This window comes from Streptomyces sp. NPDC051677 (assembly GCF_044453465.1).
GTDB lineage: Bacteria > Actinomycetota > Actinomycetes > Streptomycetales > Streptomycetaceae > Streptomyces.
This window is the reverse complement of the sequence record NZ_JBITCT010000012.1, coordinates 88,118-106,144: the sequence shown is the minus strand read 5'-3', so window position 1 is coordinate 106,144 and position 18,027 is coordinate 88,118. Positions and strand designations below refer to the sequence as shown.

Here is an 18,027-nt window from a genome sequence, read left to right as displayed (position 1 = left end):
CGGTCATGACCATCGCCCGTGTCGACCGCCCGCGGCGGCCGTCGGCGGTGGTGAAGGCGACCGGTTCCGGCTCGCTGCCGCTGCCCCGTCGGCAGCGGTGGCGAGGCCGCCTGGCCGCGTTCGCCTTCGTCGCCCCGCTGATCGCCTATCTCGCCGCCTTCTACCTCTATCCGCTGTACCGCAACCTCGACCTGAGCCTGCGCGACTACACGGTCCGCTCCTTCGTCGCCGGCGACGCCCCGTTCACCGGCTGGGACAACTTCCAGCGGGTCCTCGACGACCCCACGTTCGGCCCGGCGCTGCGCCACACCATGGTCTTCACGTTCGTGTCGATCGCCTTCCAGTACGTCATCGGGCTCGCTCTCGCGGTCTTCTTCAACCGGCACTTCCGGCTGGCCCCGACCCTGCGGGCGCTGTTCCTGATCCCCTGGCTGCTGCCCCTCATCGTCTCGGCGTCCACCTGGTCGTGGATGTTCAACAGCGAGTCGGGCGTGGTGAACTACTTCCTGCATCTCTTCGGCGCGGACCCGGTCGGCTGGCTCACCTCGCCCGACTGGGCGCTCACCTCGGTGATCGTCGCCAACATCTGGATCGGCATCCCGTTCAACCTGGTGATCCTCTACAGCGGTCTGCAGAACATCCCCGCGGAGCTGTACGAGGCCGCGTCCCTGGACGGGGCGAGCGCCTGGCAGCAGTTCCGCCGGATCACCTTCCCGCTGCTGCGGCCGGTGTCGGCGATCACCCTGCTGCTCGGTCTCGTCTACACCCTCAAGGTGTTCGACCTGATCTGGATCATGACCAAGGGCGGGCCGGGGGACTCCTCCTCGACGCTGGCGACCTGGTCGTACCAGCTCGGCTTCGGCACGTTGCTGCCGAAGTTCGGCCCCGGCGCGGCGGTCGGCAACATCCTCATCCTCATCGCGCTCGTCTTCGGGCTCCTGTACATCCGCGTCCAAAGGAGGCAGGAAGCGTGAAGTCCCGTACCGGCTCCCGCCGTCACACCGTGATCGGGCTGGTCCTCACGGCGCTGATGCTGTTCCCGGTGTACTGGATGCTGAACGTGTCCCTCACCCCGCAGCAGGACATGCGCAAGTCCCCGCCCGACCTGTTCCCGCTGCATCCGACCTTCGAGGGCTACCGGGCCGTCCTGGACGACCAGTTGCCCTATCTGGGCACCAGCCTCCTCATCGGCCTCGGAACGGTCGCCCTCACCCTGCTGCTCGCCGCGCCGGCCGGCTACTCGCTGGCGAAGCTCCGCCCGCGCGGCGGCGGCGCCCTCGGGCTGTTCCTGCTGGTCGCGCAGATGATCCCGGGCATCGTCATGGCGATGGGCTTCTACGGCATCTTCCTCGACCTCGGTCTGCTGAACTCCTGGTGGGGACTGATCGTCGCGGACTCCACCATCGCCGTGCCCTTCGGCGTCATGATCTTCACGGCGTTCATGTCGGGCATCCCCGGCGAGCTGATCGCCGCCTCCCGGATCGACGGCGCGGGCGCCTTCCGCACGTTCTGGTCGGTCGTCCTGCCGGTGAGCCGCAACGCCGTCGTCACCGTCTCGCTCTTCTCCTTCCTGTGGGCCTGGTCCGACTTCGTCTTCGCCAACACCCTGGACGGCGGCGGCGATCTGAGGCCGATCACCCTCGGCATCTACAAGTACATCGGCAACAACAACCAGGAGTGGAACGCGATCATGGCCACCGCCGTCGTCGCGTCGATCCCCGCAGCGGTCCTGCTGGTCCTCGCCCAGCGTTACGTGGCCGCGGGTGTCACCGCGGGCGCGGTGAAGGACTGAGAAGACCCCTCCCATCCCCTCCCTTTGAGGAGAACTCCCTGTCATGAGCCGCACAAGATCGTCGACCGCCGTCCTGGGCGCCGTCGCCCTGGCCGCCACAGCCGCCCTCGCCGCCGGAGCCCCGGCCGAGGCGGCGCCCACCTCCTCCACCACCCTCGTCGTCAACGCCAACCAGACCCTGCGCTCGGTCACCCACGTCGGCACCGGCAGCCTCTACGGCCTCGCCGACAACAGCACGCCCGCCGACAGCCTGGTCACCGCGCTGAAGCCGAACACCTTCATACAGATGGCCCCGGGCGGCTCTCAGCTGCCCAACGGCGAGCCCGCTCCGGCCGGTGACGCGCTCGTGGTGGCGCCGAAGGCGGCCCGCGCGGGTGCCAAGGTGGTCGTACGAATGCCGGACTGGTATCCGAACTTCCCCTACAAGTGGGTGAGCTGGAGCGACTGGCTGTCTGCGGTCGACAAGCAGGTCGCCTCCGTGAAGGCCTCCGGCGCGACCAACATCAGCGCCTACGCGCTCTGGAACGAGCCCGACTGGACCTGGGACACCACCAACGCGGGCGCCTTCAACGCGGGGTGGGCGCGCACCTTCAAGGAGGTCCGTTCCAAGGACGCCACCACCCCGATCCAGGGCCCGAGCTACTCGGCCTGGAACCAGTCCTGGATGAGCTCCTTCCTCACCGACGCGAAGGCCTCGGGCACCGTCCCGGACGTCATCGCCTGGCACGAGCTCCAGGGCAGCAAGGACATCGCCGCGCACGTCTCCGCCTACCGCTCCCTGGAGTCGAGCCTGGGCATCAGCCCGCGCCCGATCGACATCGAGGAGTACGGCACGCCCTCGGAGATGGGTAATTCAGGCGCTCTCATCGGTTACGCCGCCAAGTTCGAGCGGACGGGTATCCGGGACGCCGAGCTCGCCTTCTGGAACCACTACGGCACCCTCGGCGACACCCTCACCGACACCGGCGGCTCGCCCAACAGCTCGTACTGGACGTACAAGTGGTACGGCGACATGTCCGGGAACATGCTGACCACCACGCCTCCCGCCCAGACCGGCATCGACGGTCTCGCCTCCCTCAACGGCTCCGGCAACCAGATCAGCGTCGTCGCGGGCGGTTGCAGCGGCTCCTGCGCGGTGACCGTCAACGGCCTGTCGTCCCTGTCGGCCTTCGGCTCCACGGTCCACGTGAAGCTGGAGTACTCCCCCACCACCGACCGGAAGGTGGCTTCCCCCGGCCCGATCACCATCTCCGACGCCGACTACACGGTCTCGAACGGCTCCATCACGGTGCCGGTGGCGATGAACGCCTCCGACGGCTACCACCTGGTCGTCACCCCCAGCGGCGCCAACACCACGCTGGCCGGGCGCTACCAGATCACCAACAAGAACAGCGGCCTCGCCCTCGACACCCTCAACGCGGGCACGGCTCAGGGGACCTCGGTCGTCCAGGCCACGTCCACCACGGGCACGGACCAGAACTGGACGCTGGTCGCGGCCGGCTCTGACCTCTACAAGATCGTCAACCAGAAGAGCGGTCTGCTGCTGGGCATCAACCAGATGAGCACGGCTGACGGCGGTACGGCCCTGATCTGGGGTGACAACGGCACCGCCGACCACCTCTGGCAGCTCGTTCCGGCCCGCGACGGGTTCTACAAGATCGCCAACTACAACAGCGGGCTCCTGCTCGGCGTGAACGGCATGAGCACCTCGTCCGGCGCGCAGGTCCTGCAGTGGACCGACAACGGCACGGCGGACCACCTCTGGAAACTGACCGCACGCTGACCTCGCACTGACCCACGAGCCCCTGTGTCCCTGGCCGATGTCGGCGGCCGGGGGCACAGGCATGAGCCGCCGAAAAAGGACCGCAGGTTTCAGGCCACGGGCTCCGCTCCCGGTCGGCCGTTTCACGCCATACATTGAGACGCTAAGACAGTGCAACCCATGGGTCGATCCGGTTGTCTCAGTTGATGTCCGCCACACAAATCCTTGGGGGAGATCATGGTGCGAAGCAGAACCATTTGGGCCACCGCCGCCCTCCTGACCGCCACGCTCGGTGTGGCCGCGGTCCCGGCCGAAGCCACGCCGGCCGCCGCGACCCGGGCCGCTGCCGCCTGCCCCACCGGCTGGGGGAGCCTGGACAAGACGTTCGTCACCAGCACGGCGACCCCGGTGACGAACGTCAGGACCGGCGCCCACGACTGCTACGACCGGTTCGTCATCGACGTCCCGGGCGCGGGCAGCGGCGAACTCGGCTACTCGGTGGGGTACGTCGACGTGCTCGAACAGGACGGCTCCGGCCGCCCCATCCCCGTCGGCGGCGGCGCCATCCTGGACGTCCGGGTGAACGCGCCCGCCTACGACCCCGAGACCGGCACCCCCACCTACCCCGGACGGGTCGCGCAACCGCTGCCGGGCGTGAATCTCACCGGCTACCGCACCTTCCGGGACACCCGGTACGCCGGGAGCTTCGAGGGCGTGACGCAGTTCGGGCTCGGCGTGCGCGCCCGTCTGCCCTTCCGGGTGCTGCGCCTGACCGACCACCTCGTGCTGGACGTCGCACACAGCTGGTGACATCCACAGGCACTGCACCTGTGCGCGGCGCCCCGGCGCCCGGTCCCATCGGGCCGGCGCCGGGGCGCCGCGCGTCCGTGGGCCTGGCCCCGGCGCCGGCCGTGGTCACCGCGAACCACGTTGCGGCCGGGACACCGTGGCGTGCGCGGGCTCCTGCGTCCCGGAACCTCCGCGAAATTGTCCGTGATCGGTAACAGACGGATCCCTTCCCGCTCTTTCCCCGTCCTGACAGCTGCAGGTGGTTCCAGCGACTCGACGAGGACAGGGCAGACATGGCGCGGCATGGCGGGCGGGGATGGTACGGCCGGGTACTCGCGGCGGCGGTCGGGGTGACGGCGGTGGCAGCCGCCACCTCGGTATGGACGGCGCAGGCCGGCCAGGCCGACGATCCGCGGGCGGAAGCAGGCGTATCGGCGCCCCCCTCCGCGTCTGCCGCCGCCGACCGGGCGCCGGCCGCGGTGGCCGTGGACATCGCCCACGCGTCGGACGCCGGGGCCCATGGCGTCAACATCACCATCGACGACGGGCCGGACCCGGTCTGGACCCCGCAGGTCCTGAAGGTGCTGGAAGAGAACGGGGTGAAGGCGACCTTCTGCATGGTGGGCACACAGGCCCAGGCCCACCCGGACCTGGTCAAGGCGGTGGTGGCGGCCGGGCACCGGCTGTGCGACCACACCGTGTCGCACGACACGACCATGGACACCAAGTCCGAGGCCTACCAGTCGCAGCAGATCCTGGACGCCGAACGCATGATCACCCAAGCCTCGGGGGGCGTGCGGCCCCTGTACTACCGGGCCCCCGGCGGCGCCTTCACCCCCTACAGCCGCACCCTCGCCGCGTCCCACGGGATGCGGCCGCTGGGCTGGAACGTCGACACCAAGGACTTCGAGCACCCCGGCGCCGCCGCGATCGTCGCCACCGTCAAGAACGAGGTCTCCAACGGCCCGACCATCCTCTTCCACGACGCCGGCGGGGACCGCTCCCAGACCGTCGCCGCCCTGCGCGAGGTCCTGCCGTGGCTCAAGCAGCAGGGGCATTCGTTCGGCTTCCCGGTCCGGTAAGGCGAGGCAATTCGGTTGTGGGCCTTGTGCTGACCGGTCGACGACCGGTTGGTGATCGACCCTGCTTCCAGTGACCGGACACGTGCTCCGTGTGCCTCGTGTCGTCCCGCTGTTCGTGCTGGCGGTCGTCCGGGGCGGGCTCTCGTTCGGCGTCGGATCGGCTCTCGTCGGCCGCGTCATGCGGGTCGCGTCCCACGCGCCCTCCCTGGGCGGGGCGTTCGCCACCGTCGCGTTGAACGTCGGCGCGTTCCTGGGCCCGCTGCTCGCCGCCGCCACGACCGGCGCCGCGGACGACTACCGAGGCGCCGCATGGGTCAGCGCCGTCCCGGCCGCGGCGGCGACGGCGATCACCGTCACCGCCGCTTCACGTGCCCGCACCCGCGCACGCGCGCGGGAGCAGACGCTGTAGGCGCCGCTCAACGCGGTGTGCCCGGGGCGCGGTCGGCGTAGTGGCGGGCCAGGGCGTGGAAGGCCTGCTTGGGTTCCCAGTGCCAGCCCGCCTCCGGGTGCCCGGGGCGTTTCTGCACGGTCTTGGTGACGGCGTAGGACGCCATGTCGATGTCGAAGCGGGGGTTGTCCGCGCGGTGCGGGGCGTCCGGCGTGACGAACTCGAAGGCCATCGCCGCGTACAGTCCCATCGACTCGAAGACCCGTAGGAGCGCGGTGACGTAGTCGGCCTGGGTGCGTTCGCTGCGGACCAGGTGGCCCTTGATCTCCTCGGGGTCCTTGTCGTAGTCGACCACGTCCCAGCCCATGCCGCCCGTCTCCGGCGCTCCCACGTACGCGCACGTACCGAACTCGGTGATGGCCAGGGGCTTGCCCCAGCGCAGAAAGCGGCGCAGCTCCTTCACGTAGTCGGCGGGTCGAGGGAAGAAGGAGTAGTAGTCGATGCCGACGACGTCGAACAGCGACCAGTCGACCTGGTCGTCCTGCGCGGCGGCATAGCTGAGCCGGCCGTCGAAGACCGAGCGGCCGGTCCTGGCCGCGCGGGCCGTGAAGGCGTCGAGCCGGCGCTGGGTCACCACGGGGTCGTAGGCGCCGTTCAGGCGGTTGCGCACCCGCTCCAGCACGGTCTCCCCCGGCAGGATGCCGGGCACGAACAGCCAGAACTCGCAGCCCACGCTGAAGTCGACGCTCGCGCCCTGCCTGCGCAGCCGCTGCGCGACGCGGCCCGTCTCCGCGAGGTGTTCGAGGATGTCCCGCTGCGGGACGTCGCCCAGGGTGGGCTGCAGCCACACGTGCAGGTCCTGCTCGGCCGCCTCGGCCGCGGTCGCCGCGAGGCGCTCCACCCCGTCGCCGGTGACGTCGACCGTGTCGGCGTGCAGGTCCTCACGGATGGCCCGGATGTCCGCCCGCATCCGCTTGGCGTTCCAGCCCGTGGCCGGGGTCTCGCCCTCCCCCACGGTGTACACGACGCCCCGATGCCCGAGCCCGCGCCGCCGTCCCGTGGCCTGGGCCCGTCCCGCAGGACCGAGCGCGCCCGCGGCGCCGATCGCCGCCATCCCGGCCAGGAACCCGGCCCGACTGATCCGATTCGTTTCCGCCATGCCCCTACCGTGCTGGAGCCGGGCGCGAGGCGCAGTCGGCCGATGGTCTGCAGCGCGGCGACGAAGGTGGGTGAACGGGGCGGGCCTCCGGTCGTTTCGGCGCCCGGGACGCGTCCGAAAGACGGCGCCCGCCCCTCCCCTTCAGCCGATCACGGCCTGCCCGTACGGCAGCAGTCGTACCGGGCCCATGAGGCCGTGGTCCTGGCGGGCGACGGCGCCGAAGACGGTCGGCTGGGCGACCCGGAGTCGGTTGACGAGGGGGGTCGCCACCTCCACCTCGATGACGTTGGCGCCGCGCCGGAGGAGGGGGCCGACGTCGACGACCGGCCTGAGCCGGTCGACGGGTGGCGCGCCGACGCCGTTGACGGTGACGCGGGCGGTGTCGGAGACCTGGCCGAGGTCCAGGTGTGCGCCGTGGCAGGAGGTCCAGTCGGACGGCAGGTCGATCGTCGTCCGGTAGCGGCCGATGCCCGCGGAGTCGGCGAGTTCCGGGATCCGCGACCAGGGCAGCAGCGCGTCGAGGGGCAGCGTGCGGCGGACGCGCTCGGTGCGGGCCGGGGTGGCTCCAGGGCGCCAGTCCTCGACGTCCAGCTGCCACCGGCCCGGGGTGATCGGGGCGGGCACGGAGGGGATGGTCGTGGTGACCGTACGGCCCGAGGACAGCTGTGTCGTGTACGTGCCCGCCGTGGCCGAACGGGCCGTCAGCTTCCGTCCGTCGAACAGCACTTCGGGGGCGTCCGTGGCGAGGGCGTGCGGTCGGGCGCCGTTGCGGTCGGCGAAGAGTCCCGGACGTCCCAGGGCGACGATCATCACCTGCCCGGGCTGGAGGGCGACGCGCACGGTGACGTCGCCGCGTTCCTCGGTGTACCGGGCGATCCGCGTGACCTCGCCCGTCCAGGGGTCCAGCAGGTACGGGACGGTCGCCGCGCCCCGCGTCCGGCGGGTGTGGCGCAGCGTCACCTCGTGGTCGATCGCGGCCACCGGCGGTTTGACCGTCTCCGCGTGCTTGCCGTTGCAGAGGTAGTAGAAGTCGGCGTCACGGGTGACGCGGTGTGCGTTCAGGAGCGTGGACGCGGTGGCGTGGCGTACGTCCGGGGTGACCCCGAGACGGGTGAGGGCGTCGCCCACGGCGGCCTTGTCGGTGATCCTGGCGACGTTGGGCAGGCTGAGCAGCCGGGCGAGGAGCTCGTGCAGCCGGTCGGTGTCGCCGTCGTCCGGGACGCCCGGGGTCAGCGGCTGGTCGAAGGCGCCGAGCAGGACGATCGGCAGCCCGTCCTCGGCCAGCCTCAGCAGGCGGAGCGCGTCGGCCGGGGCGAGGGTGGGGGTGGAGCCGTAGAAGAAGTCGCCCTCGACGAACAGGGCCTTGTAGGCAGGTCCGTTCGGGGCGAGCCGGCCGCCGGAGACGGTGGCGCTCGGCAGGTCCAGGAGCGGGCCGCTGAGGAACTGGTGGGTCCAGCCGAGCGGAACGCCGGTCGCGGTGAACCAGGAGGCTCCGATGCCGGTGGCGGCGTAGCCGGTCTGCCGGAAGACGGCGACGTCGGCGCGGGCGGTCCCGGACTGGAGCACCCCGTGCACGCGGCCTAGGTAGGCGGCGATGTCCGGCAGGTGCTGCCAGGCGGGCTGCCGGGGCCCCCACGATTCGCCGTAGCCGGGGCCGCCGTTGTACGGGCTGAAGGCGGCGAAGCCGGGCCAGCTCGCGCCGGGGGCGGTGGCGTAGGAGAAGCCGTGGACGACGGTCTGGTTGACGCCGGCCGCGTAGGCGCCGCCCATGGTGCGCAGGAAACGGTCCCAGGTGGTGCTGTAGGCGGTGCCGTTGTAGGCGCCCGCCTCGCAGGACAGGACGGTGTGGCCCGCCATGTCCCGGCCGCCGGCGAGGCAGCGGAAGTCGTCGAGGTTCTTGAAGCCGAGGGACTCGCCCTCGGGGATGTCGAGGATCGCCGCCGAGGCGATCGCGTCGGTCTGCAGGCCGTAGGGCTGGGCGCGCAGGGTCATGCCGAGGGAGTGGGCCCAGTCCCGCAGCGCGCGGACGTGGTGGCGGTTGAACAGGTCCGAGAAGGTCTCCCAGAAGTCGTGCCGGATCTGCCGGGTCAGCTGCGCCTCGAAGGCGAACACCTGGTTGCCGCCGCTCAGGACCAGGGCGGGCAGGTACGGCAGCAGGGGCCTGCCGGTGTGTTTCTCGAAGGCGTCCGGCAGTGACGTCGTCCAGGTCAGTCCGTCCGTCTCCAGTTCCACGGAGTCCTCGAAGAAGGCGCCGCCCGCCACCTTCAGCAGGCCTCGCAGGGTGGGCGTCAGCAGGTGCCGCTCCCAGTAGTCGGTGACGGCTGCGGCGCCGGCCGGGTCGAGATGGTCGACGACGTAGGCGGGCGGGGCGGAGTGCGGGCCGGACTCGGGCTGTTGGCCGCAGCCGCGGGTCCAGTAGGAGATCAGCACCCAGTCCCCGGTCTCGGGCGCCGTCCACGTCAGGGCGCCGTCCACGTCGACGGTCGAGGTGAGGTCGCGGACGCTGGAGGGGTCGAGTCCGGTCTCCTTGCGGGTGGAGTTGGCCGGGTCGACACGGACGGCCTGCACGGCGAGGAGCCGCTGCCGGGTGACGCCGGCGGCGGGGGCGTGCGCGGGCGGCGGCACCGGGCCCCGGTAGGTGGTCCCGGCGGTCAACGAGGCCCGGCCGTGGACGAGTTCCTTGGCCGCCGCCTCGTCGTCCGGGGTGACGCCGGGGACCGCGACGGGCCAGCTGGGGCCGAGGGTGAGGTCGATGGTGAGGCCGCGTCTCGCGGCGCGGCGCAGGGCGGCCTCGACGCCGTCGCGCCATGGTCTGCTGCCCCAGCCGTGGTGCGCGGTGTCCAGGACCGACTTGTCCTTGACGCTGTGATGGACGGCGGCGATCTCCGCGCCGCCGAATCCCGCGTCCGCGATCTGGTCGACCTCGCGGGCGATCTCGTCGGCGTTCACCAGACCGTCCGGCCACCACCAGCGGAACTTGGGGCGCACCGCACGCGCGGGGTTCGCGAACCAGTCGGCGGCCGGTCCGGGTCCTGCGGCGACGTCCGGCGCCGCCAGGGCGGGAGTGCCCGTGCCCAGGGTCGCGGCGATCCCGGCCGCGATGCCCGCCGTGGCCCCGGCGGCGAGAACGGCTCGTCGTGGCATGCCGTCGACCTGCGCGACCTGATCCTGCATGAGCGCCCCCTGGTCATCGTCAGCGGTGTGCGCCGCCGAGCTTTTGAATCGTTTCAATCACTCTTGACGCGGGAACGCTAAGCCCAGGCTCCGACCAGGGTCAAGATCTACGACATCGCGGGGCGGCAGACGGACCGACAGCCGTGACAGGCCCACCGCAGCACACCGCCGCAGTCTCCGAGCCGGAAACCGGCCAGCGGAGTCGGACCGGTTGGCGACGGCAGCGGCGGCGGCAGCGGAGTCCCACGACGGCGGGGGCGGCGGAGACGATCAGCTCAAGCTGTCAGATCCGGCCGCCGGTGAGCCGGGTGAGGGGGCCGTGCGGATGGCGGGCGGCGCGACGCCCCGCGGCGTACGAGGCGGCCGTCAGGGCGGACAGGCCGGCGCCGACTCCGGCGGCGACCAGCTTGCGGTGCGCGACGACCGTCCAGGCCGTCCTGGCGGTCGCGGCGACCTGCCCCGAGGTGGCGACGATCGCCTGGCGGCCCGCCTCGACACCCCGAACGGCTCCGTGCGCCGCGCTCTGCACGGCCCCGGTCGTCGCCTCGGTCGAGCGCTCGACCCCGTTCTTCGTGGCCGATGCGGCGTCGTCCGCCTTGGTCGCGGCGTTCTTCGCGGTCCGGGCAGCCGGAGCGGTCGCCTTGTCCGCGGTGCGCCGCGCCTTGGACGCGGTCGGCCGCTCCGCCGCGGCCTCTTCGTTCGTCTTCTTGTTCGGTTCAGTCATGGACATCGCGTTGCCGCTCACTCCGACGGCAAACTCGTCCGTTCGCCCTTCGTGGACACCGGGCCGCCCTCGACCAGATCGGCGATCAGCTGCCCGCCGGTCACCGTCGGGTCGTCCTTGTGGGCCTCCCACCGTCCGAACGTCTGCGCGGCGGCCTCGGCGAAGGCGGCCGGTACGTCCACTCCCCGGCAGGCCCGGGCTATCTCGCGCATCTCCGGCTCCCACCGCCAGGCCCGTGGCCCGGCGGCGGCCAACTGCTCGATCCCGGCCAGTGGGGTGCCGGGCAGCAGCTGCTCCGCCAGTTCGAGCAGGTCGTCCAGCACCCCATGACCGTCGGCCAGCGCGCAGGCGTGGGCGGCCAGGGCGTACGAGATCTTGTTGTACGCGGCGAACGCCAGCTTGAGGGCCGACGCCCGCCCGATCGGCCCCGCCAGGGCGACCGGGGTCAGTGCCGTGCCGTCGAACAGGGCCGCGACCCGTGCCACGGCCGTGTCGTCGCCCGAGAGGTACAACCGGGTCGTGCCCGCCTCGCGCGGGGGCGGTCCGGTGATGCCGCCGTCCACGACCGTCACGCCGGTGCCGTCGAACACCTGGGTGATGTCGGCCATCCCCTCCGGACTCACCGCGTTGGCATCGACGTAGACGCCGCGAAAACCGGCTGCCGCCACCTGTCGGGCGACGTCGAGCGCGGCGGCGGGCGGACACACGCTGAGGACGACCTCGCACGTCCGGGCCAGTTCCGCGATGCTGCCGGTGGGCCGCAGCCCGAACTCGGCGGCCCGCCGCCGCGTCGCCTCCGACCGGCCTTCCGCCAGCCACCGGACCCCGGCCCCCGCCGCCACGGCCTGCGCCGCGACCCGCGCTCCCATGGCTCCGGGGTGCAGAATCCCCACGTCTCGATGCCCCATGTGCGGACACTAACCCGCCGGACGGCTTCGTCACGGCCGGACCAGTCCACGCAGTTGCCGCTCGTCCCCCGTCGCGCCTGCGGGATCAGACGCCGCCCGGGACCGTGCCGCCCTTGAGGCGTTCCAGGTCGGAGGGGCGGACCTGGATCACCATGACCGCGATCAGCGCGGCCAGGACCGTGAAGATCGCCGCCATGACGAAGGCGGCCGAGACGCCGGCGGTGAGGATCTCGTCGGACCAGGGGGCGGGGAGCTGCCCGGTGCGCTGGAAGCGCAGGCGTTCGGCCGGGGTCGCCTGGCCCAGGTAGTCGGGGATCTGCTGGTCCGCCTCGTTGCGGCTGGCCGTGCCGTACACCGTGACCAGGATGGACAGGCCGAGCGAACCGCCCACCTGCTGGGTGGCGTTGAGGAGTCCGGAGGCCGCGCCGGTCTCCTGCGGGGTCACGTTGGACAGCGCCATCAGGGTCAGGGACACGAACTCCATGCCCATGCCGAGGCTGAAGACCAGGATCGGGCCGAGGACACTGCCCGCGTAGGTGGAGTGGACGTCGGTCAGGGTCAGCCAGGACAGGCCGGCCGCCGCGAGGATCGCGCCCACCACCATGAAGGGCTTGGGGCCGAACCGGGGCAGGAACCGCGAGGCCAGCCCGGCGCCGACCGCGATGACCGCACTGACCGGCAGGAAGGCGAACCCGGTCGCCAGCGGGCTGAAGTCGAGCACGTTCTGCACGAAGAGCGTGAGGAAGAAGAACATGCCGAAGATCGCCGCGGCGAGGCACAGCATGATCCCGTACGTGCCCGCCCGGTTGCGGTCGGCGAACATGTGCAGGGGTGTGATCGGTTGCCTGGACCGCCGTTCGACCAGGACGAACACCGCGAGGACGACGATGGCCGCGCCGAACGACGCCAGCGTGAGCGCGTCCCGCCACCCTTCCTGCGCGGCCCTGATGAACCCGTACACCAGAAGGACCATGCCCACGGTGGAGGTCAGCGCGCCGGTGAGGTCGAAGTGCCCGGGGTGGCGTTCGGATTCCCTGATCCAGCGGGGTGTGGCGAGGGCGATGAGCAGTCCGATGGGGACGTTGACGAAGAGCACCCACCGCCAGTTCAGCCACTCGACGAGGATTCCTCCCGCGAGCAGGCCGATCGCGCCGCCGCCCGCCGAGACCGCGGCGAAGACCCCGAAGGCCCGGTTGCGCTCGGGTCCTTCGCGGAACGTCGTGCTGACCAGGGAGAGCGCGGTCGGGGAGGCGATGGCGCCGCCGATGCCCTGCAGAGCGCGCGCGGCGAGGAGTTGGGCCTCGTTCTGGGCGAGTCCGCCGAGCAGGGAGGCGAGCACGAACAGCAGGACTCCGAAGACGAACATGCGCCGTCTGCCGAGGATGTCGCCGGTTCGGCCGCCGAGCAGCAGCAGGCCGCCGAAGGTGAGGGTGTAGGCGTTGACCACCCACGCCAGGCTTGTGGTGGAGAAGTCCAGGGAGCGCTGGATGTCCGGCAGCGCGATGTTCACGATCGTGATGTCCAGGACCACCATGAGCTGGCACGACGCGATGACCAGCAGCGCCATCGCGTTACCGCCACCGCCTTGCCGGGCGGTGGTCTCGGGTGCTGAGGTCGGCTGCGGAACGCTGCTCATGACGTGTCGCCCGCTCGGGAGCGGGCCCTGGGGAGGAGTCAGTGAACGGGCGCGTCCACTGTCGGGTCCACCGTTCGACGGTACGCCCGAGGCCGGGCCGTCACCACTCGATCACCGTGTCCGGCGGGCCTCGGCGGGTGGGCCCGGCCGTGCCAGGACTCCCCTGTTGTCCTGGCACGGCCTCGGCTGTCGCGGTTGTCGGCGTCCACCGCGGTGATCACCAGGATGCGGGAGAGACGCCCGGTGTGTCGTTGGCCGACCGTCCACACCTGCTTGGCGGAGCGTCCACCGCTTCGTCCTTCGCTGCGTCCTTCGCTTCGTCCTTCGCTGCGTCCTCCGCCGGCGCCGTGGGCGGCGGGACTGAGCGGTAGGGGGTCTGCGCCTCGTTCAGCGCCTGTTCGCGCAGTTCACTGGGCGGGAGGCCGTAGGCGGTGCGGAACGCCCGGGTGAACTCGGCGGCGCGGGGAAAGCCCCAGCGGGCGGCGACGGCGTGGATGGGCAGCGCACGCAGCCGGGGGTCGGTGAGCTCGCGGCGGGCGTTGTCCAGTCGCTGGTCCCGGATGTAGGAGGCGACGGTGAGGCCTTCGGCCTGGAACAGGCGGTAGAGGTAGCTGCGGGAGATGTGGTGCGCGGCGGCGACCGTGGCGGGGGTCAGGTCCGGGTCGCCGAGGCGCCTGCGGATGAACGTCTTGACCTGGAGGGTGAGGGAGCGGCTGTGGATCTCCGGCGCGAGCCGGAGGTCGGCGTCCGCTGCTTGCGCGAAGAGGGCCGTGACCAGGTCCGCGACGACCGTGCCCAACCGGGGTGCGTCCGAGGGCTGGTAGGGGGAGGTGTCCGCGACGAGTTGGAGGAGCAACTGCGAGAGCAGCGCGCCGATCCCTTCGCGGCCCGACAGGAGGCTCCCCAGCACCCGGTCCGCTCGGTGCCCGGGCACCGCCACCAGGGCACGCGGGACTTCCAGGCCGACGATGGTGACGGAGTCGGAGCCGGTGAACACGTCCCACGACCGGGAGGAGGAGTTGATGTGGAAGTCGTTCATCCGGTAGGCGGCCTGCTGTCTGCCCCAGTCGGCGGCTCCCTCGCCCTTCAGCAGCAGGGAGAGGTGGTAGGTCTCGGGGTCGGACTGGCGGACGAGTTTCGGCGTACGGCGGAAGACCAGGTGGTCGAAGGCGGCCGGCCACACCGTCACGTCGCCCAGCCCGATCACGCGTTGAAAGCCGTGGTAATCCGCGGCGCGGTCGCTGGTGAGGTGCATGGGGGCGTGGGTGTTGCCCATGCGCTCCGCCCACGCCTCGAACCGATCGCCCACCGGCAGGTCCCTGGTGCGGAACACCGACTCATGCAACACAGAGCAAGTCAATCACACCGCGCATGCGGGTCCGATCGGCGATGCGACCGCTCCGGGCTTGCTACTGGAGAGTCATATTACTGAACCGTAACCTACCGACCGCTACCCGAGGTAACCGAACCCCGGCTACGGTCCTGACAGTTCGTCTAAGAGCGGTGCGGGCTGCGGTGGGCGACCGCGGTGTCGTGCCGCTCGGTCGTCACGGCCCGTACCCCACCGGGCCGTCCGTCACCCGAGCCGCAGACGAAGGCTCGGCCTCCCCCTTTCCGGAGGTCCGCCATGCCCACCCCCACCCGCCTGCTGGCCGCAGCCGTCACCGCGGCCGCCTGCCTCGGCGTCACCGCCGTACCCGCCGACGCCACAGCGCAGTCGGACGCCGTGGTCTCGCGCGGCGTCACCATCCCCACGTTCTACAACCCGCCCGCCACGCTCCCGGCGGCCGACGGCGCCCTGGTCCGCTCCGAGCCGCTGCCCCTCGCGCTGAGCCTGCCGGGCGTCGACGGACCACTGCCCGGCACGGCGACCCGGCTGATGTACAAGTCCACGGACTCCGCCGGCCGGCCCATGGCGGTCACCGGCGCCTACATCGAGCCGTCGGCCCGCTGGACGGGCAGCGGAGCGCGGCCGCTGGTCGCCGTGGCCCCCGGCACCATGGGCCAGGGCGACCAGTGCTCGGCCTCTCTCGGCCTCGAACACCCGCTCCTGGTCAACGGCCAGACACTGTCCGTCGGTTACGAGGACCTGGCGATCTACCGTCTCCTCGCCCGGGGCATCGCCGTCGTGGTCACGGACTACACCGGGCTGGGCTCGACGGACCGACTGCACACCTACGTCAACCGGGTCGACGAGGCGCACGCCGTCCTGGACGCCGTCCGCGCGGCCCGCGCCCTCGACGGTACGTCGCTGAGGGCCGGCTCCCGGGTGGCGCTGTTCGGCTACAGCCAGGGCGGCGGGGCCACCGCGGCCGCCGCCGAACTGCAGCCCTCCTACGCCCCCGACGTCACCCTCGCCGGAACCTATGCCGGGGCGCCGCCCGCCGACCTGGTCTCCGTCACCAAGGCCATCGACGGCAGCGATCTGGCCGGAGCGCTGGGCTGGGCGGTGAACGGGTTCCTGGAGTCCGACCCCGCTCTCGAGCCGATCGCCGACGCGCACCTCAACGCGGCCGGCCGCGCCGCGCTCAAGGACCTGTCGACGATGTGCGTGGGCGACGCCCTCCTCGCCTACAACTCGGCGCGCAGCACCGCCTGGACGACGGACGGGCGGTCCATCGGCGCCGTCGTCCAGTCGGAGCCGGCGCTGAAGGCGTTCCTGGCCGACCAGCGCATCGGCGCCCTCGAACCGACGTCTCCGGTGCGGCTGGCGACCGGCACCGCCGACGATCTGGTGCCGCACGCGCAGGCGCGCTCGCTCGCGGCGGCGTGGTGCGCCAAGGGCGCCGACGTCACATACAAGCCGGTGATCCTGCCGAACGTCGGCCGGGCCCTGATCAACCACTTCACGCCGCTGCTCGTCGACCAGGGCGACGCGATCTCCTGGCTCACCGACCGGCTCAACGGCCGACCGGCCCACTCCAACTGCGCCGCCCTCCCCCTCCTGCCGTGACCTCCCGAGCCGGGCGGCGCCGCATCTAGGCTGGTTCCATGACCGAGATCGAGGTGGTGGAGCTGCTGGTGTCGGCGTCGCACCGGTTCGCGGGGCGGCCCGCGTCCGGGCCGTCGGACGGCCCGGACGACGAGCTCGTGCGGGAGGTCCAGGTCCGTCGCGAACTCGGGCTGGTCGGCGACCGCTACTTCGGCCGCCCGGCCCACAAGGACGCGTCGGTGACCCTCATGTCCGCGGAGAACCTCCCGCGGCACATCGACGCGGCCGTCGGTCTCCCGCAGACGCGCCGGAACGTCCTGCTGCGCGGCGTCGACATCGACGCCTACGTCGGCTCGACCGTCGTGCTCGACGGCGCGGCCGGCCCCGTGGCGTTCGCCGTGAACCGCCCGGCGCGGCCCTGCGCGTGGCTGGACGTCACCGTCGGCCCCGGCGCCCAGCGCGCCCTGCGCGGAAAAGGGGGCGTGCGGTGCATGCCGTTGTCGGACGGCGTGCTAGTCCTGGGCCGGGCTACGTTCGACGTCGTCGACGCGTCCGCCGTCCGGGCCTGAGACCGGAAGGGGCGGGACGCCTCATCGGGCGTCGGTCAGGCCCAGTCGGGCGACGATCCGTTTGCCCACCGGCGCCCGTACGACCTCGAAGTCATCCGCCACGGCCCGCACGATCTCCAGGCCGTGCTGGCCGACCCGCGTCGGATCCGGTGCGCGGGGCGCCGGCAGCACCGGATCGCTGTCCCAGACGGCGATCTCCACCGTGCCACCGGTGACACGCAGTTGCAGCAGGACCGGCCCGGGCGCGTATCTGAGGGCGTTGGTGACCAGCTCGCTCACCACGAGCTGGGACAGGTCCACGGCCCCCACCGACACGGGCGGACCGCCCGGGCGCCGGACGCGGGTGAGGAAGTCGCCCGTGAGCTTCCGCGCCCGGGCGATACAACCGTCCTTGCCGTCCAGTGCCACCGTCGTCTCGGCAGGGGTCCCGTCGGATGCGGAAAAACCCTGGTCGGGCGGGACACCTGCCATCCGGACCGCCTTCACTACCCCGTTCATATCGGCGCGACTACCCGCGAACACGCCCCCTACGCCCCCCTACGCCCCAGGCGCACCACTCACCCGCTCACCGTTTCGGCTACTGTCCGCTGCGTCGTCCCGGCGGTCGTCCCGGCCGTCGTCCTGGCCTGCCGCGGCCTCGTCCCGGGCTCGGCGCGCCGCCGCAAACCTGGCCGACACGGCGAGGGCGCCGGCCGCGCCGGCGAAGACGAGGACGAGCGTGTTCGTCGTGTCGTAGGCGCCGCTGCTCTCGTAGGCAGTGCCGTCGTCGAGGACGCAGTCGAAGCCCGGCGGGAAGTAGGAGGCCCGATGGGTGACGAGGCGCAGGACGGTGTCCCGCGGGACGTCCTGCCCACGGCAGTCGGGCGCTGGAGACGAGTCGGCGCCGGACTGCGACTCGTGCACGGACAGCGCCACCGCTCCGGCGCCCAGCAGATAGCAGCCGACGGCCGCCGCGACCGCCATGCCGGCCGACCAGCGCAGCAGGTCCACGGCCCAGTCCGGCCGCCGTCCGGGAAGGGCGGCGGAGATGAGCTTGACGACGATCGCGATGCACCACAGGGGACTTGCGAACAGAACCGCCATTCCTGACAGGGCCAGCACGGATAGGGACT

Annotated in this window: 15 protein-coding genes and 1 pseudogene; 8 read left to right on the top strand and 8 right to left on the bottom strand. The window is 71.8% G+C overall.

Going from position 1 to position 18,027, the window contains the following annotated elements; translation table 11 throughout:
- Window positions 1-5: 5 nt before the first annotated feature.
- The 6 genes from ACIBAF_RS16480 to ACIBAF_RS16455 all read left to right on the top strand — a co-directional run bounded on the left by ACIBAF_RS16480 (window position 6) and on the right by ACIBAF_RS16455 (window position 5,834).
- Window positions 6-974, top strand: a complete 969-nt coding sequence (locus ACIBAF_RS16480; RefSeq protein WP_399463905.1) for a carbohydrate ABC transporter permease — start codon at window positions 6-8, stop codon at window positions 972-974.
- Window positions 971-1,792 (top strand): carbohydrate ABC transporter permease, encoded by an 822-nt coding sequence (locus ACIBAF_RS16475; RefSeq protein ID WP_399463904.1) that lies wholly within the window; start codon window positions 971-973, stop codon window positions 1,790-1,792. Before ACIBAF_RS16480 ends, ACIBAF_RS16475 begins: the two co-directional genes overlap by 4 nt.
- A 43-nt stretch (window positions 1,793-1,835) precedes the next feature.
- The gene (locus tag ACIBAF_RS16470) at window positions 1,836-3,575 is read left to right on the top strand and encodes an RICIN domain-containing protein (RefSeq protein ID WP_399463903.1); all 1,740 of its coding nucleotides are present in this window, start codon (window positions 1,836-1,838) and stop codon (window positions 3,573-3,575) included.
- A gap of 216 nt (window positions 3,576-3,791) precedes the next feature.
- Complete coding sequence (locus ACIBAF_RS16465; protein WP_399463902.1) at window positions 3,792-4,364, top strand: hypothetical protein; 573 nt, start codon at window positions 3,792-3,794, stop codon at window positions 4,362-4,364.
- 272 nt (window positions 4,365-4,636) lie between these two features.
- Window positions 4,637-5,425: a polysaccharide deacetylase family protein gene (locus ACIBAF_RS16460; RefSeq protein ID WP_399463901.1), complete on the top strand. Its 789-nt coding sequence runs from the start codon at window positions 4,637-4,639 to the stop codon at window positions 5,423-5,425.
- 70 nt (window positions 5,426-5,495) lie between these two features.
- Window positions 5,496-5,834, top strand: a complete 339-nt coding sequence (locus tag ACIBAF_RS16455) for a hypothetical protein (protein ID WP_399463900.1) — start codon at window positions 5,496-5,498, stop codon at window positions 5,832-5,834.
- Window positions 5,835-5,841: 7 nt separating this feature from the next.
- Here ACIBAF_RS16455 and ACIBAF_RS16450 read toward each other — a convergent pair whose 3' ends face one another.
- The 6 genes and pseudogenes from ACIBAF_RS16450 to ACIBAF_RS16425 all read right to left on the bottom strand — a co-directional run.
- Complete coding sequence (locus ACIBAF_RS16450) at window positions 5,842-6,972, bottom strand: abortive phage infection protein (RefSeq protein ID WP_399463899.1); 1,131 nt, start codon at window positions 6,970-6,972, stop codon at window positions 5,842-5,844.
- 141 nt (window positions 6,973-7,113) lie between these two features.
- Complete coding sequence (locus ACIBAF_RS16445; RefSeq protein WP_399463898.1) at window positions 7,114-10,146, bottom strand: glycosyl hydrolase; 3,033 nt, start codon at window positions 10,144-10,146, stop codon at window positions 7,114-7,116.
- A 283-nt stretch (window positions 10,147-10,429) separates the two neighbouring features.
- The gene (locus ACIBAF_RS16440; protein WP_399463897.1) at window positions 10,430-10,876 is read right to left on the bottom strand and encodes a hypothetical protein; all 447 of its coding nucleotides are present in this window, start codon (window positions 10,874-10,876) and stop codon (window positions 10,430-10,432) included.
- A gap of 11 nt (window positions 10,877-10,887) precedes the next feature.
- Window positions 10,888-11,778: a DUF1932 domain-containing protein gene (locus ACIBAF_RS16435; RefSeq protein WP_399463896.1), complete on the bottom strand. Its 891-nt coding sequence runs from the start codon at window positions 11,776-11,778 to the stop codon at window positions 10,888-10,890.
- An 85-nt stretch (window positions 11,779-11,863) separates the two neighbouring features.
- Window positions 11,864-13,414, bottom strand: coding sequence for an MFS transporter (locus ACIBAF_RS16430; RefSeq protein ID WP_399463895.1), 1,551 nt, complete (start codon window positions 13,412-13,414; stop codon window positions 11,864-11,866).
- A gap of 379 nt (window positions 13,415-13,793) precedes the next feature.
- Window positions 13,794-14,762: pseudogene (locus ACIBAF_RS16425) on the bottom strand (AraC family transcriptional regulator); the annotation flags it as partial.
- A 279-nt stretch (window positions 14,763-15,041) separates the two neighbouring features.
- On the opposite strand from ACIBAF_RS16425, the gene ACIBAF_RS16420 reads away from it, so the two are divergent.
- Together ACIBAF_RS16420 and ACIBAF_RS16415 are read left to right on the top strand one after the other, a co-directional pair.
- Window positions 15,042-16,367, top strand: coding sequence for an alpha/beta fold hydrolase (locus ACIBAF_RS16420; RefSeq protein ID WP_399463894.1), 1,326 nt, complete (start codon window positions 15,042-15,044; stop codon window positions 16,365-16,367).
- A gap of 38 nt (window positions 16,368-16,405) precedes the next feature.
- Window positions 16,406-16,915, top strand: coding sequence for a molybdenum cofactor biosysynthesis protein (locus tag ACIBAF_RS16415; protein WP_399463893.1), 510 nt, complete (start codon window positions 16,406-16,408; stop codon window positions 16,913-16,915).
- Window positions 16,916-16,936: 21 nt separating this feature from the next.
- On the opposite strand, the gene ACIBAF_RS16410 is transcribed toward ACIBAF_RS16415, so the two are convergent.
- Both ACIBAF_RS16410 and ACIBAF_RS16405 read right to left on the bottom strand, forming a co-directional pair.
- Window positions 16,937-17,386 (bottom strand): ATP-binding protein, encoded by a 450-nt coding sequence (locus ACIBAF_RS16410; protein ID WP_399463892.1) that lies wholly within the window; start codon window positions 17,384-17,386, stop codon window positions 16,937-16,939.
- Between the two features lie 66 nt (window positions 17,387-17,452).
- A complete protein-coding gene (locus ACIBAF_RS16405; protein WP_399463891.1) occupies window positions 17,453-17,998 on the bottom strand; it encodes a hypothetical protein in 546 nt (181 codons plus the stop codon).
- Window positions 17,999-18,027 lie beyond the last annotated feature (29 nt).